At 59.1% G+C, this 15798-nt stretch carries 15 protein-coding genes and 1 tRNA gene; 5 read left to right on the forward strand and 11 right to left on the reverse strand.

The window, feature by feature from the left end:
* Positions 1–73 precede the first annotated feature (73 nt).
* A tRNA-Ala gene (locus G0Q00_RS10910) sits at positions 74–149 on the reverse strand.
* Positions 150–247: 98 nt separating this feature from the next.
* Positions 248–568 (reverse strand): TIGR02300 family protein, encoded by a 321-nt coding sequence (locus G0Q00_RS10915; RefSeq protein WP_163039236.1) that lies wholly within the window; start codon positions 566–568, stop codon positions 248–250.
* A 126-nt stretch (positions 569–694) separates the two neighbouring features.
* Between G0Q00_RS10915 and G0Q00_RS10920 the strand changes: the two genes are divergently transcribed.
* Both G0Q00_RS10920 and G0Q00_RS10925 read left to right on the forward strand, forming a co-directional pair.
* Entirely contained in the window at positions 695–1426 is a 732-nt protein-coding gene (locus tag G0Q00_RS10920) for a M48 family metallopeptidase (protein ID WP_163039238.1), read from the forward strand.
* Between the two features lie 32 nt (positions 1427–1458).
* Entirely contained in the window at positions 1459–2109 is a 651-nt protein-coding gene (locus G0Q00_RS10925) for a GntR family transcriptional regulator (protein WP_163039240.1), read from the forward strand.
* Positions 2110–2171: 62 nt separating this feature from the next.
* Here the strand turns inward: G0Q00_RS10925 and lpdA are convergent, their stop codons facing one another.
* The 7 genes from lpdA to sucC all read right to left on the reverse strand — a co-directional run bounded on the left by lpdA (position 2172) and on the right by sucC (position 11044).
* Positions 2172–3557, reverse strand: a complete 1386-nt coding sequence (gene lpdA, locus G0Q00_RS10930; protein WP_163039242.1) for a dihydrolipoyl dehydrogenase — start codon at positions 3555–3557, stop codon at positions 2172–2174.
* 97 nt (positions 3558–3654) lie between these two features.
* Entirely contained in the window at positions 3655–3924 is a 270-nt protein-coding gene (locus G0Q00_RS10935; RefSeq protein WP_163039244.1) for a hypothetical protein, read from the reverse strand.
* A gap of 129 nt (positions 3925–4053) precedes the next feature.
* The gene (locus tag G0Q00_RS10940) at positions 4054–4419 is read right to left on the reverse strand and encodes a hypothetical protein (RefSeq protein ID WP_163039246.1); all 366 of its coding nucleotides are present in this window, start codon (positions 4417–4419) and stop codon (positions 4054–4056) included.
* 15 nt (positions 4420–4434) lie between these two features.
* Positions 4435–5922, reverse strand: a complete 1488-nt coding sequence (odhB, locus tag G0Q00_RS10945; RefSeq protein ID WP_163039248.1) for a 2-oxoglutarate dehydrogenase complex dihydrolipoyllysine-residue succinyltransferase — start codon at positions 5920–5922, stop codon at positions 4435–4437.
* A 3-nt stretch (positions 5923–5925) separates the two neighbouring features.
* On the reverse strand, positions 5926–8904 hold the full coding sequence (locus tag G0Q00_RS10950; RefSeq protein ID WP_163039250.1) for a 2-oxoglutarate dehydrogenase E1 component: 2979 nt from the start codon (positions 8902–8904) through the stop codon (positions 5926–5928).
* Between the two features lie 60 nt (positions 8905–8964).
* Positions 8965–9846, reverse strand: coding sequence for a succinate--CoA ligase subunit alpha (gene sucD, locus G0Q00_RS10955; RefSeq protein ID WP_163039252.1), 882 nt, complete (start codon positions 9844–9846; stop codon positions 8965–8967).
* Positions 9847–9850: 4 nt separating this feature from the next.
* Positions 9851–11044: an ADP-forming succinate--CoA ligase subunit beta gene (sucC, locus tag G0Q00_RS10960; RefSeq protein ID WP_163039254.1), complete on the reverse strand. Its 1194-nt coding sequence runs from the start codon at positions 11042–11044 to the stop codon at positions 9851–9853.
* 327 nt (positions 11045–11371) lie between these two features.
* Between sucC and G0Q00_RS10965 the strand changes: the two genes are divergently transcribed.
* Positions 11372–12361: a glycosyltransferase family 2 protein gene (locus tag G0Q00_RS10965; protein ID WP_163039256.1), complete on the forward strand. Its 990-nt coding sequence runs from the start codon at positions 11372–11374 to the stop codon at positions 12359–12361.
* A gap of 67 nt (positions 12362–12428) precedes the next feature.
* Here G0Q00_RS10965 and mdh read toward each other — a convergent pair whose 3' ends face one another.
* A complete protein-coding gene (mdh, locus tag G0Q00_RS10970; protein WP_163039258.1) occupies positions 12429–13391 on the reverse strand; it encodes a malate dehydrogenase in 963 nt (320 codons plus the stop codon).
* Positions 13392–13549: 158 nt separating this feature from the next.
* Here mdh and G0Q00_RS10975 point away from each other — a divergent pair, with 158 nt between their 5' ends.
* On the forward strand, positions 13550–14308 hold the full coding sequence (locus G0Q00_RS10975; RefSeq protein ID WP_163039260.1) for a sulfite exporter TauE/SafE family protein: 759 nt from the start codon (positions 13550–13552) through the stop codon (positions 14306–14308).
* Here G0Q00_RS10975 and G0Q00_RS10980 read toward each other — a convergent pair.
* Positions 14305–14628, reverse strand: coding sequence for a hypothetical protein (locus tag G0Q00_RS10980; protein WP_163039262.1), 324 nt, complete (start codon positions 14626–14628; stop codon positions 14305–14307). The two genes, G0Q00_RS10975 and G0Q00_RS10980, sit on opposite strands and share 4 nt — an antisense overlap.
* Before the next feature lie 304 nt (positions 14629–14932).
* Between G0Q00_RS10980 and G0Q00_RS10985 the strand changes: the two genes are divergently transcribed.
* A complete protein-coding gene (locus tag G0Q00_RS10985) occupies positions 14933–15781 on the forward strand; it encodes a CoA ester lyase (RefSeq protein WP_163039264.1) in 849 nt (282 codons plus the stop codon).
* Positions 15782–15798: the final 17 nt, after the last annotated feature.

Consider the following 15798-nt stretch of genomic DNA (forward strand, 5'->3'; position numbering starts at 1 on the left):
TGACACAATGCGCGAACGGTAGACGGATACCATCTAACCGGTTCTAACCATTGCCAAATCTGGGAATGAGATTTGGTGGAGCCTAGCGGGGTCGAACCGCTGACCTCTTGCATGCCATGCAAGCGCTCTACCAACTGAGCTAAGGCCCCATCCGTGACAGCCATGTTGCTGCCTGTGCGCGGTATTTATGCAAAGGCGCGAGGGGGTTCAACCCAAAAAGCGCGCCTTTGCAAAAAATCTTTGACGCTTATTCGTCGTCGTCCGCTGGCATGTCCGCGATTTCGTCCAGCGACACTTCTTCATCATCGTCGTCGTCCAGAACATCATCGCCCAGATCAACATCGGATGCGTCGTCATCTTCCAGAACGGCATCTGCGTCTTCGACCAGATCGTCCTTCATGACTGCTTTGTCTTCTTTGTCGGCAACCATCGTGCGCGACCCTTTGCCGGTCTCCACGTTCACGACCTCACCCGTATAGGGGCTGACTACCGGATCGGCGTTCAGGTCGTAAAAGCGTTTTCCGGTTGTCGGGCATACACGTTTGACGCCCCATTCAGCTTTGGGCATTTGAAACCCTTTCCGTTCATACTGACTCATCTGAGATTTCAGGCAACTGCCACAATGCTGCAAGGGTGTCAAAGCCTTTTGCAGCGAAGGGTTGACGTTGGACGGATTCAAGCCGCATTGAGGGGCATGTTGTTTCGAAATTCACGCAATCGGCTAACGGAAAGCTCCACTGTGACCTTGGGGGCATCAGATCCAGTCGAGGTCGAACTGCGGGCTTCGAAACGCGCGCGCAGGCTGTCTTTGCGTGTGTCCCGGCTGGATGGACGCGTGACGCTGACTGCGCCTTACGGTGCTAACAGGGATGAAGCCATCGGGTTCGCCACCGAGCGTCTGGAGTGGATCCGGGGTCATCTGGCGCAGACTGCACCCAGCGAGATTCCGGGTGTTGGCTCCTCCCTGCCCTTTCGTGGGCAGAGCGTGACGCTGGCGCGCGGTCAGACGCGGGTGGTCGAGATTGTGGGCGATCGCATGTTTCTGCCGCCACAATCCCCCGACCGCGACGCGATCCGGGCCGAGGCCTTCCTGAAGGAAGCCGCCCGTGCGGCGCTCGTGACCGCCAGCGACACCTATGCGGCGAAGGTTGGGCGGAACTACGGGCGCATCACGCTACGCGACACACGTTCGCGCTGGGGATCATGCAGCTCTCGCGGGAACCTGAGCTATTCTTGGCGGCTGATCATGGCCCCACCCGAAGTGCTGGACTATGTCGCCGCCCACGAGGTTGCACATTTGGTGCATATGGACCACTCACGGGCGTTCTGGGCACAAGTCGAAGCCATCTTTCCAAACTACCAAGCCCCTCGGAAATGGTTGAAGGACAACGGGACAGATCTGCATCGATATCGCTTTCGCGATTGACCCACCCGGCTTTTGTGATCACAATTACGCGTATGCAAAGCCAGATCCGCCCAACATCCGACAACACCAGCGCACATGAACGCGTCTATCGCCACCTACGCACCCGTATTATGCATGGCGAGCTGGATCCCGGCGAAAGCCTGACCATCCGTGGCATCGGAGCCGACTACGACGTTTCGATGACCCCAGCGCGCGAGGCCGTGCGCAGGCTGGCCGCTGAAGGCGCGCTGACCCTTTCAAGCTCAGGCCGCGTGACGGCGCCGGACCTGACCGCTGAACGGATCGAAGAGCTGACCGCCCTGCGCGCCCTTCTAGAGCCCGAACTGGCGGCCCGCGCTCTGCCCCGCGCCCACATGACCCTGATCGACCGCCTGCGGGCCATCAACGCCCGCGTCTCGGAATGCGTCGCCAATCAGGACGCCATCGGCTATCTGCGTACTAATCTGGAGTTTCACCGCACGATCTATCTGCGCGCGCAGGCCCCGGCGATCCTTGCGATGGCCGAGACCGTCTGGCTGCAGCTTGGCCCCACCATGCGCGCGCTCTATGCAAGTGGTCAGCGCACCGACCTGCAACGCCACCACCGGATGATCCTGTCCGCCCTCGCCGCCGGGGACGAACCAGCCCTTCGACTGGCCGTCCGCACAGACGTGACACAGGGCCTTAAGATGCTGGTGGGCTGATCACCCCCAAATACAAAAAAGCACGCCCGAAGGCGTGCTTTTGAATTTCCCATGATCTACAATCACGCGTGGATCGCGCCATCTCCGCAAGCCAAAGCCGCCTCACGCACCGCTTCCGAGAAAGTCGGGTGGGCGTGGCAGGTGCGGGCCAGATCTTCAGCCGATCCACCGTATTCCATCAGCACGCAGGCCTCGTGGATCAGCTCGCCTGCGGTCGGGCCCATAATGTGGACGCCCAGAACGCGGTCGGTGGCTTTGTCGGCTAGGATCTTCACGAACCCGTCCCCTTGGAAGACGGCCTTCGCACGCCCATTGCCCATGAAGCTGAACTTGCCAACCTTGTAGTCAACGCCCGCTTCTTTCAGCTCTTGTTCGGTCTTACCGACCGAGGCGACCTCAGGCGAGGTGTAGATCACACCCGGGATCACGTCATAGTTCACGTGCCCAGCCTGACCGGCAATGCTTTCAGCCGCCGCCATGCCTTCGTCTTCAGCTTTGTGTGCCAGCATCGGACCTTCGGTCACGTCGCCAATCGCCCAGATACCGGGAACCGAGGTCTTCCAGTGGTCGGTGGCAATCTGACCGCGTTCGGTCATCTTCACGCCAGCGGCTTCCAGCCCCAGACCATCCACGAACGGACGGCGGCCGGTGGCAACCAGCACCACATCGGCGTCGATCGCATGCTCGCTGTCATCTTTGCGCAGTTTGTAGTTCACGGTCGCCTTGGTCTTCTTGGCGTCCACGTTCTGAACGGCGGCACCCATGATGAAGTTCAGACCCTGCTTTTTCAGCGTGCGCTGGAAGGTCTTCTGGATATCTTTGTCCATACCCGGCGTGATGTCGTCGAGGAATTCAACAACAGTCACTTCCGACCCCAGACGCGCATAAACCGAGCCCATTTCCAGACCGATAACGCCCGCGCCGATGACAACCATCTTCTTGGGGATCTTCGGCAGCTCAAGCGCACCGGTCGAGGTCACGACGACTTTCTCGTCTACTTCAACCCCCGGCAGGCTCGACGGCTCGGAACCGGACGCGATCACGATGTGCTTGGCGTTGTGAACCTCGTCACCAACCTTGACCTGACCAGCAGCCGGGATCGAGCCCCAGCCTTTCAGCCAGTCAACCTTGTTCTTCTTGAACAGAAACTCGATGCCCTTGGTGTTCTGACCAATGACGTCGTCCTTGTAGGCCAGCATCTCTTTCCAATCGACCGAGGGGCTTTTGCCCTTCAGGCCCATCTTGGCGAAGTTATGCTCGGCTTCGTGCAGGCTGTGCGACGCGTGCAGCAGCGCTTTCGACGGGATACAGCCCACGTTCAGACATGTACCGCCCAGGGTCTCGCGACCTTCGACACATGCGGTTTTCAGGCCCAGCTGGGCACAACGGATGGCGCATACATAGCCGCCCGGGCCACCGCCGATCACGATTACGTCATAGTCTGCCATATCTCACTATCCTTCTTTGTTCGTCATGCGCTTGCCGAATGCAGTTTCTGCGCACTTGCCTATTCGTTCGATGTTGAAAGTTGCTGCGGTTCGCCCGTTAGACGGGGGTCAGCAGCTTCACACTCACATTGATGACGCCGTCACGCTCCATATGCATGGCCAGTTCTTCGGAGTCGAAGAAGGCACGTGCCCGGTCCAGGTCCAGAACCTGAAAAAGCGCGACCGCGTGATTGTCCTGATCGGGGTCACGCCAGACGTGCAGCGCCTTGATCCCAACGGCCTTGCGGTTGAAACGGTCTTGTTTGAAGACGGTATACCACGCGTCGAAATCCGCCACGTCGGCTTGCCAGAGTACATGGGTTGCCATTTTTACAATCCTCGCTGAGCGCGGTAACAGGCGTATGCATCTCTGTGCTGCCCACCGCCGATTACGATTACTTCATGGTATACCATGTTTCTCGTTCCTTTAGTTCAGGGGCGAAACATCAATCACCCTTTAGCGAACGTCACCTTCTTCAGCATCAAGCGCGACACGCAGATCTTCCGTTTTCTGCGCAATCGTGCGGCGTGACTTTTCGATCATGGACCGGGAAACCCACCAGATAACCAAGGCAAGAAGCAACGAGATCACGATATACAGATATGTGACCGGCATGAGCCAATCAGGCCCGCCTTTCCATGTCGTGACGGACCGCGCAAGACCATAGGCAAAGATCGAGCGAACCGCCCATTTGATCAGCTGCCCTTTCAACGAGGGCAGCGTCTGCGAGATCAAGTCGATCTCGCCATCCGCTTCCTCTTTGATGCGCTCGACAACCTCTTGATTGTCGAGCTCTTGGTCATGTTGCGTGCCTTCAGACATTCACTTGGTCCTGGCTTACAGGTCCATCAGCAGGCGGCGCGGATCTTCCAGGGCTTCTTTCACACGCACCAGGAAGGTTACGGCGCCTTTGCCGTCAACGATGCGGTGGTCATAGCTCAGCGCCAGATACATCATCGGGCGGATCACCACCTGACCGTTGATCGCCATCGGGCGGTCTTGAATCTTGTGCATGCCAAGGATGCCCGACTGCGGCGGGTTCAGGATCGGCGACGACATCAGCGAGCCATAAACACCACCGTTCGAGATGGTGAAGGTGCCGCCCTGCATTTCTTCCATGCTGAGCTTACCGTCACGGGCGCGGTGGCCTTTTTCGGCGATGGCTTTCTCGATTTCAGCGAAGGACATGCTGTCGGCATCGTTGATGACCGGAACAACCAGACCGGTGGGCGTACCTGCGGCGATACCCATGTTCACGAAGTTCTTGTAAACGATGTCGGTGCCGTCGATTTCGGCATTCACTTCCGGCACTTCTTTCAGTGCGTGGCAGCAGGCCTTGGTGAAGAAGGACATGAAGCCCAGACGGACGCCGTGTTTCTTCTCGAACAGGTCCTTGTATTCCTTACGCAGGGCCATCGTTTCCGTCATGTCCACCTCGTTATAGGTGGTCAGCATGGCGGCGGTGTTCTGGCTGTCTTTCAGACGGCGCGCGATGGTCTGACGCAGACGCGTCATCTTCACGCGTTCTTCGCGCGGGTCATTCGAGGCAGCACGCGGTGCAGCGGCAGCAGGGGCCGGAGCAGCTTTCGGTGCGGCCAGAGCGGCAGCAACGTCGTGCTTCATCACGCGGCCATCGCGACCGGTACCCTGTACGTCAGCCGGGTTCAGCCCAGCTTCTGCCATAGCTTTCTTGGCCGAGGGCGCGTCTTCGACGTCCTTGCCAGCCGCCGCAGGTGCAGCAGCTGCAGCAGGAGCAGCAGCCGGAGCGGCGGCTACCGCACCGCCGGAAGACAAGACGGCCAGTTTGGCCGACGCGTCAACGGTGGTGCCTTCGGGGGCCAGGATCTCGGCCAGAACGCCAGCGGCGGGGGCCGGGACTTCAACCGATACCTTGTCGGTTTCCAGCTCGCACAGCATCTCGTCTTGCTGAACAGCGTCGCCAACTTGCTTGAACCAGGTCGAAACGGTGGCTTCCGACACGCTTTCGCCCAAGCTGGGCACCATCACGTCCACAGCTTGGCCAGCGTCACCCGCAGGCGCAGCAGCCGGAGCCGCCTCAGCAGCGGCAGGAGCCGGAGCAGCCCCTTCGCCTTCACCGATCATGGCCAGCAGCGCGTCAACGCCAACGGTTTCACCTTCGGCAGCGACGATCTCGCCCAGCGTACCAGCGGCAGGCGACGGCACTTCGACGGTTACCTTGTCGGTTTCCAGCTCGCACAGCATCTCGTCTACGGCAACGGCGTCGCCGGGTTTCTTGAACCATGTTGCGACCGTGGCTTCGGTCACGCTTTCGCCCAGCGTGGGGACACGTACTTCAATGCTCATGGTTTATTTCCCTTCAATAGTCAGCGCAGCATCAACCAGCGCTTCTTGTTGTGCTTTGTGGGTCGATGCCAGACCCGTTGCGGGCGAGGCTGCCGCCGGACGACCGGCATAGACCGGACGCGTGTGTTCCGCGCCGATGCGGGTCAGCACCCATTCAATATTCGGTTCAACAAAGGACCAGGACCCCTGGTTCTTCGGCTCTTCCTGACACCAGACGATTTCCGCCTGCTTGAAGCGCTCCAGTTCCTTGACGCAGGACATGGCCGGGAACGGATAGAACTGCTCAAGACGCAGGATGTAAACGTCGTTGATGCCACGTTTGTCACGCTCTTCCAGCAGGTCATAGTAGACCTTGCCCGAACACATGACGACGCGCTTGATCTTGTCGTCCTTGACCAGCTTGGCCTCGGAACGACCGGTGCCGTTGTCACGATCGCCATCATCCCACAGCACGCGGTGGAAGCTGGAACCTTCGGTGAAGTCCTTGGCATCCGACACGCAAAGCTTGTGGCGCAGAAGCGATTTCGGCGTCATCAGGATCAGCGGTTTACGATAGCCACGGTGCAGCTGACGGCGCAGGATGTGGAAATAGTTCGCCGGGGTCGAGCAGTTCGCAACGATCCAGTTGTCGCCACCACACATCTGCAGGAAACGCTCCAGACGGGCCGAGCTGTGTTCCGGTCCCTGCCCTTCGAAACCGTGCGGCAGAAGGACGGTCAGACCGGACATCCGCAGCCATTTCGATTCACCGGACGAGATGAACTGGTCGAACATAATCTGTGCGCCGTTAGCGAAGTCGCCAAACTGGGCTTCCCACATCACCAGCGCGTTGGGTTCGGCCAGCGAATAGCCATATTCAAAGCCCAGAACCGCGTATTCCGACAGCATCGAGTCGATGACCTCGTAGTGGGCCTGACCCTCGCGGATGTTGTTCAGCGGATAGTAACGCTCTTCGTTTTCCTGGTTGATCAGACCCGAGTGGCGCTGCGAGAACGTGCCGCGCGTACAGTCCTGGCCGGCCAGACGGACCGGGAAACCTTCAGTCAGCAGCGAGCCAAAGGCCAGAGCCTCGGCCGTCGCCCAGTCAAAGCCGGTGCCGCTTTCAAACATCTTCGCCTTGGTGTCCAGAAGACGGCCAACGGTCTTGTGCATCGGGAAGTTGTCCGGTGCGGTCGACAGGGCTTTACCAACCTCGTTGAAGGTCTCGGTCGATATCTCGGTCTTGCCGCGCTGATATTCGTCGCTGTTGCGATCAAGGTGCGACCAGCGTCCATCCAGCCAGTCAGCCTTGTTGGGCTTATACTCTTTTCCGGCTTCGAACTCGTTGTTCATGTGGGCCTGGAAGGCCGCTTTCATGTCTTCGATCTCGCCTTCCGGGATCAGGCCATCCTTGACCAGACGTTCGGTATACAGCTGCAGCGTGGTCTTATGCTTCTTGATGTTCTTGTACATCATCGGGTTGGTGAACATCGGCTCGTCGCCTTCGTTGTGACCAAACCGGCGATAGCAGAAGATGTCCAGAACCACGTCTTTGTGGAACTTCTGACGGAACTCGGTCGCGACGCGGGCAGCGTGCACCACGGCTTCCGGATCGTCACCATTCACGTGGAAGATCGGAGCCTCAACCATCAGGGCGATGTCCGTCGGATAGGGCGACGAACGGCTGAAATGCGGCGCGGTGGTGAAGCCGATCTGGTTGTTCACCACGATATGCATTGTACCGCCGGTCTTGTGACCGACCAGACCCGACAGGCCGAAGCCTTCGGCCACGACACCCTGACCTGCAAAAGCCGCGTCACCGTGCAGCAGGATCGGCAGAACCTGATCACGATCCTCGTCATGCATCTGTTCTTGCTTGGCGCGAACCTTGCCCAGAACAACCGGGTTCACCGCCTCTAGGTGCGAGGGGTTCGCGGTCAGCGACAGGTGGACCTTGTTGTCGTCAAACTCGCGGTCCGACGAGGCGCCAAGGTGGTATTTCACGTCGCCAGAACCGTCGACTTCATCCGGCTTAAAGCTGCCGCCCTGAAATTCGTTGAAGATCGCGCGGTACGGCTTCTGCATCACGTTGGCCAGAACCGACAGGCGACCACGGTGGGGCATGCCGATGACGATGTCTTTCAGGCCCAGCTGACCACCGCGCTTGATGATCTGTTCCATCGCCGGGATCAGCGCTTCGCCGCCATCAAGGCCGAAACGCTTGGTGCCCATGTATTTCACGTGCAGGAATTTCTCAAAGCCCTCGGCCTCGACCAGCTTGTTCAGGATCGCCTTACGGCCTTCCTGCGTAAAGCGGATTTCCTTGTCGAACCCTTCGATCCGTTCTTTCAGCCAACCGGCCTCTTCCGGGTTCGAGATGTGCATGTATTGCAGCGCAAAGGTCCCGCAATAGGTGCGCTTCACGATATCGAGAATCTGGCGGATCGAGGCGACTTCCAGCCCCAGAACATTGTCGATGAAGATCGGGCGATCCATATCGGCATCAGTGAAGCCATAGGAGGCGGGGTCCAGCTCGGGATGCGGGGTGACTTTCTGCATGCCCAGCGGGTCCAGATCCGCAACAAGGTGACCACGAATACGATAGGCACGGATCAGCATCAGCGCGCGGATACTGTCAAGCACGGCGCGCTTCACCTGATCATCGGACAGCGACACGCCCTTCTCGGCGGCTTTCGCTTCGATCTTCTTGGCGGCTGCCTTGCCTTCCACTTCCGGGGCTTCCGGCCATTGACCGTCCAGCGCATGTACCCGATCGCCATCCGGCATCGGAGGCCAGTCACCGCGCGCCCAGCTGGGGCCAGCGGCCTCGGCGGTCACGTCGCGGGCGTCATCCCCAAGCTCTGCGAAAAACGCGTGCCATGCGGCGTCTACCGCGCTGGGGTCTTTCACATACTGGGCGTAAAGCTGCTCTAGATACTCGGCATTGTGGCCTTGCATGAAGCTTGATGCGTGGAAGATGTCGTTGGGGCTCTGGTCGTTCATTGGGTCACCTGAGAATTTGAAAACGCGCGCCCCAAGGGATCGGGGCGCGCGATGAGAGTATTAGCCGATTGCCTTCAGAACGGCCTCGCCCAGCGTGGCGGGGCTGTCTGCAACAACGATACCAGCAGAACGCATGGCTTCGATCTTGTCTTCGGCACCGCCTTTACCACCGGCAACAATCGCGCCAGCGTGGCCCATGCGGCGGCCCGGAGGTGCCGTACGGCCAGCAATGAAGCCAGCGACTGGCTTCCAGCGACCTTTCTTCTTCTGTTCGGCCAGGAATTCAGCAGCTTCTTCTTCTGCCGAACCACCGATCTCACCGATCATGATGATCGACTGGGTCTCGTCGTCGTCCAGGAACATGTCCAGCACGTCGATATGCTCGGTGCCTTTGATGGGGTCGCCACCGATGCCAACAGCCGTCGACTGGCCCAGACCGATATCGGTGGTCTGTTTCACAGCCTCATAGGTCAGCGTACCCGAGCGCGACACAACGCCAACGCTGCCGCGCTGGTGGATGTGGCCGGGCATGATGCCGATTTTACAGGCGCCGGGGGTGATCACGCCGGGGCAGTTCGGGCCCACAAGACGCGAAGCCGAACCTTCCAGAGCACGCTGTACCTTCATCATGTCCAGCACCGGAATGCCTTCGGTGATGCAGACGATCAGTTCCATCTCTGCGTCGATCGCTTCCAGGATCGAGTCTGCCGCGAAGGGCGGCGGCACGTAGATCACGGAAGCGTTGGCTTCGGTGACGTGCTTGGCTTCGTGAACCGAATTGAAGATCGGCAGGTCCAGATGCGTCTGGCCACCTTTGCCCGGCGTTACACCGCCGACCATTTTGGTGCCATATGCAATGGCCTGTTCCGAGTGAAAGGTACCCTGCGAGCCGGTCAGACCCTGACAGATGACCTTGGTATTTTCGTCAATAAGAACTGCCATTGTCTTAGCCTTTCACCGCTTTCACGATTTTCTCTGCACCGTCCGACAGGTTGTCGGCTGCGATCACATCAACGTCCGAGTTGTTGATGATGTCTTTACCGGCTTCCACGTTGGTACCTTCCAGACGCACGACCAGCGGAACCTGCAGGCCCACTTCTTTCACGGCCGCAACCACGCCCTCGGCGATAACGTCACAGCGCATGATGCCGCCGAAGATGTTCACAAGGATGCCCTTTACGTTCGGGTCCGAGGTGATGATCTTGAAGGCTTCGGTCACTTTCTCTTTGGTGGCGCCGCCACCTACGTCCAGGAAGTTGGCCGGTTCCGCACCGTACAGCTTGATGATGTCCATGGTGGCCATTGCCAGACCAGCACCGTTCACCATGCAGCCGATTTCGCCGTCCAGAGCAATGTAGTTCAGGTCGTATTTCGACGCTTCCAGCTCTTTCGGGTCTTCTTCGGTGACGTCGCGCAGCTCGGCGATGTCCGGGTGGCGGTAAACGGCGTTGCCGTCGAAGCCAACTTTGGCGTCCAGAACTTTCAGGTCGCCTTTGTCGGTCACGATCAGCGGGTTGATCTCCAGCATCTCCATGTCTTTCTCAACGAAAGCTTTATAGAGCTGGCTCATCAGTGCCACACACTGTTTCACCTGAGCGCCTTCCAGGCCCAGCGAGAATGCGATGCGGCGGCCGTGGTAGGCTTGGTATCCGGTGGCCGGATCAACCGAGAAGCTCAGGATCTTTTCGGGGGTGGCGGCTGCCACTTCCTCGATGTCCATGCCGCCTTCGGTCGAGCAAACGAACGAAATGCGCGAGGTCTGGCGATCCACCAGCAGAGCCAGATACAGCTCACGCTCGATGCCGGAACCGGCTTCGATGTAGATACGGTTCACCTGCTTGCCGGCCGGGCCGGTCTGGTGGGTCACAAGGGTGCGGCCCAGCATTTTCTTGGCTTCTTCAGCGGCTTCCTCGACCGATTTGGTCAGACGCACACCGCCTTTTTCGCCAGCGTCAGCTTCCTTGAAGGAACCTTTGCCGCGGCCACCTGCGTGAATTTGGGCTTTGACCACCCAAAGCGGTCCGTCGAGTTCACCTGCGGCGGTTTTAGCATCTTCTGCTTTCAATACTACGCGGCCGTCCGAAACGGGGGCGCCGTAGGATTTCAGAAGGGCCTTCGCCTGGTATTCATGAATGTTCATGAAATCATCCTATCCAGTTGGTCCATTGGGTCTTGGACAAGATGCACAGGTGAAGCAGCAGGCCGAAACGTTTTTTGCAATTTTGGGCGAATTTCCGGTGAAGTTGTGTTTTTTGTGATCACACCTTAAAATGTGTGATCACAAATCATTAAATTTCAGCAAATCAGCTTGATTGCGAATCTTCTTTCACCGCAAGCGACGCCAGATCGACCGCGCGCGCTTTTCGACTTTCGGATAGCGACGTAAACGGGGAACCGATCGCTTTACAATTGCTGGCAACTCTGCCTCAGTGGCAAATGGAATAGCCCTTTGCCCGAGTGATCTTGAATGCCCGAACATAGCTGGTCCGTAGTCTCAACCGTGCGCGAACCACTGCCGCTTGTTCTGGCCTTTGCGTGCCATCACCTGAGCCTTGGTGCACAGACCGTGCATCTATTCTTCGACGACCCCGATGATCCGGCCGCCCCTATCTTGGCGGCGATCCCCGGTGTGGAGGTCACCTTGTGCGACGCAGCCCATTGGAACGCTTTCGAGCTTGGCAAACGCCCAGCATGGCAGACACGGCGCCAAACGTTGAACGCCAATCTGGTGGCTCAAAGGCAGCAGACAGACTGGCTTTTGCATGCCGATGCGGACGAGTTTCTGTGGGCGCCCGACGGCATCGAGGCCGACCTTTCCCGCGCCGACACCTGGCTGCATATCCCCAATCTGGAACGTGTCTGGACTGCACCAGAAAGCGCAATTTTCGACGGTGTGTTCCGCGCACCGGGTCTACCGCGTTGGGTGCGTGAACAAGCCTATGGCGCCTCCGAGGCCTATCTACAAAGCGGGCTTTCGGGGCATGCGTCAGGCAAGACGATGGCGCGGTTGTCTCAGCAAAAGTTCATCGGCATCCATGCCGTCAAAGAGAAGTTCCACGGCAAGGCTTCACCGGGCAAAACCACCGCACAGACACGGATATTGCACTTTGACGGGATGACGGCCCGCCACTGGCTGCTCAAATCCCTGCGCTATGCGGCGCAAGGCAAGGCGCTGCTTCACTCGCTTCACACCCGGCGTCGGATCGGCATCGAGCGGGTCATAAACGCGAACGATCCTTTGACAACGGGGCGCGCGCTTCATGCCGAAATCTTTCAGCTGTCTGATACGCAGCAGGAGCTGCTTCGGGCGCATGACGCGCTTCTGACCTGCCCGCTTCACCTTGAACAAACCGTGGCGTCCCTTGCACCCGAAGTGGCGGTCGATTTCTCGGCAGAACAGTTTGACGCCCCCCTTGCGCCCGCGCTGGACGAGATCATCAAGAAGATCCGCAAATAGACGCAAAAAAATTGCGCCGCTCAAGGTGAGCGGCGCAACGTCTTAGTCAGCAGTATTGATACTGGGCTTATGCCAGCGAGCTGTCGATGCCCTTACAGGCTTCAACCAGACCCTTCACCGCATCAACCGACTTGTCGAACATCGCTTGCTCGTCTTTGTTCAGTTCGATGTCGATGACTTTCTCGATGCCGTTGGCGCCGATGATGGTCGGAACACCAACATAGAAGCCGTCCAGGCCATAGGCACCATCAACGTAAGCGGCGCAAGGCAGCAGACGCTTCTGGTCGTTCAGGTAAGCCTGAGCCATTTCGATCGCCGAAGCAGCCGGGGCATAGTAAGCCGAACCGGTTTTCAGCAGGCCAACGATCTCGGCGCCACCGTCACGGGTGCGCTGAACGATGGCGTCCAGTTTCTCTTGGCTGGTCCAGCCCATTTTCACCAGATCCGGCAGCGGGATGCCGCCAACGGTCGAGTAACGGGTCAGCGGAACCATGGTGTCGCCGTGGCCGCCCAGTACGAAGGCGGTGACGTCGCGCATGGACACGTCGAATTCGACCGACAGGAAGTGACGGAAGCGTGCCGAGTCCAGAACGCCAGCCATGCCGACCACTTTCTCGTGCGGCAGGCCCGAGAACTCGCGCAGAGCCCAAACCATGGCGTCCAGCGGGTTGGTGATGCAGATCACGAATGCGTTCGGGGCGTGCTCTTTGATGCCTTCGCCAACCGATTTCATGACTTTCAGGTTGATGCCCAGCAGGTCATCGCGGCTCATGCCCGGCTTGCGCGGAACACCGGCGGTAACGATGCAGACGTCTGCGCCAGCAATATCTTCGTAGGACGTGGTGCCCGACAGCGCTGCGTCGAACCCTTCAACGGGGCCGCTTTCTGCGATGTCGAGTGCTTTACCCTGGGGGATGCCGTCCGCGATATCAAAGAGGACAACGTCGCCCATTTCTTTCAGTGCAGCGAGGTGAGCAAGGGTGCCACCGATCATGCCGCTACCGATAAGCGCAATCTTGGGTCTGGCCATGAGTGTGATCTCCGATCAGTTGTTTTCGGGCGCATGCGTAGTCGGAAAGTGCCTTTCGCGCAAGAGCGCTGCGCTGCGGCGTCACGGATGACTTGCAACAGAATGCGACACGCGATAGCGCTAAAGCGCCAATTTTCCAGACTTTTGAAGGATGTCACATGCCCGAGGTTCTGGACCTCACTTTCTTTGCCTTTGCCATCCCAGCAGTAATTTTTGCAGGGATTTCCAAGGGTGGCTTCGGGTCGGGGGCCGCATTTGCGGCGACCCCGCTCTTGGCGCTGATTCTGGAACCGGGGGCCGCAATTGGCTTGATGTTGCCGCTTCTGATGTTGATGGATGTGACCGCACTGAAACCCTATTGGCGCAAGTGGGATACGCCCTCGGCCTGGGCTTTGGTGTTGGGGGCGGTACCGGGCGTGGCGCTGGGTGCGGCGCTCTATTCGATTGCCAACCCGGATGTGTTTCGCCTGCTGATCGGACTGATCGCCGTGGGGTTCGTGGCGTTCCAACTGGCACGCGCGAACGGGTTGATCCCACCAGCCCCGCGCCCGATGTCCGGCAGGTTGGGCGCCTTTTGGGGCGTCATCGCGGGCTTCACCAGCTTCATCAGTCATGCGGGTGGCCCGCCCGCTGCGGTCTATCTTTTGTCACGCAAGCTGGACAAAACCACCTTCCAAGCCACGACCGTCATCGTCTTCTGGGCGATCAACCTTCTGAAGTTCGTCCCCTATTTCGCCTTGGGGATCTTCACATGGCAAACGGCAAAGGCTGATCTTCTGCTGATCCCCTTTGCCGTGCTGGGCGTCTGGATCGGGGTGCATTTGCACCACAAAATGTCCGAGCGCCTGTTTTTCGGCTTCACCTATCTGTTTCTGATCCTGACCGGAACGAAACTGATCTGGGAAGGTCTGACCTAAACCGGATCGCCCAGCCGCGCCGGGGTCAGCTCGTCATCGAGTTGCTCGTATCCCTGCCCTGCGGCGACCAGGCAGGTCATACCATTGGGCATCGTCACAGTGATCGTCCACGTGCCGGTCTCGTCCGAGGCGAAGACCTCGACCACCTGCCGGTCGCCAGCAAGTCCGATGGATTGCCGGGTTTCGCCATAGCTCTCGGTCAGGCGTTGCATCACTTGGGCACGCTCGGCGCATTTGGCGGCACCCTGTGCCTGCAATTGTCCGGCTGACAGAAGGATTGCGCCGACACCAAGTCCAAGGGCCAGAATGTCCTGTTTCATGGATCTGTCCTTTCAGTTGGGCCGCTCTGCCGGGCCAACCGGCGCACCGGCGGCATCAGGGCCGTGTTCACTCTGGTGCCGATCTGCATCCCATTGCATCAGTGGCCAACCGTGGGCCCTCCCGTCATTCGGCATCTCTGTGAAAAGCCTGCGCCCATGGGCCAAAGAACTGGTTAACGCGCCGCGCATAGGTCGGCGCAACCATGAACCCTACGTAAAATTTCTGCATTGCGGCAAAGTTTACCTTGCGAATTGGTGCGCAAATGTGGTCCCTTGCGCAACAATATTGCGGAGACACAGAATCATGACCACACGCCCCTATCGTTCCGTCCTCTACATCCCCGGCTCGAAAGAGCGTGCGCTGGAGAAAGCCCGCGGCCTTGCCGCTGACGCGATCATTTTCGACCTCGAGGATGCCGTCGCCCCCGACGCCAAGGTCGAGGCCCGCGCCATCCTGAAAGCCGAGCTGGACAAGGGCGGCTATGGCAACCGCGCCAAGATCGTCCGCATCAACGGGTTCGACACGGAATGGGGTAAAGACGATGTGGAGGCCTTTGTGGGTGCAGACATCGACGCGATCCTGATGCCCAAGGTCGGCTCGGCCGCACAGCTGGACGAACTGGCCGCGCTGATCCCCGATGTTGACCTCTGGGCGATGATGGAGACCCCGATCGGCATGCTGAACGCCGCCGAGATCGCCGCCCACCCTCGCCTGAAGGGCTTTGTCATGGGCACCAACGATCTGGCGAAGGAACTCAACACCCGCTTCCGTGCCGACCGTCTGCCGATGATGGGCGGCCTGCATATGTGCCTGATCGCCGCCAAGGCCCATGACGTTGTGATCGTCGATGGCGTCTATAACGCGTTCAAAGACGAAGAAGGCTTGAAGGCTGAATGCGACCAGGGCCGCGACATGGGTATGGACGGCAAGACGCTGATCCACCCCGCGCAGCTTGAGATTGCCAACGCCGCCTTCGCCCCGTCCGAAGCCGAGATTGATCTGGCCCAGCGCCAAATCGCAGCCTTCGAGGAAGCCGAAGCATCCGGCCAAGGTGTTGCGGTTGTGGATGGTAAAATCGTCGAGAACCTGCATGTTGTGACGGCAAAATCCATTCTGGCCAAAGCCGACGCCATCGCCGCGATGGAGAGCTAAGGCCCCTCTAAAGGAAC

The organism is Aliiroseovarius sp. PrR006, from assembly GCF_010500215.1.
Classification (GTDB): Bacteria; Pseudomonadota; Alphaproteobacteria; order Rhodobacterales; family Rhodobacteraceae; genus Aliiroseovarius.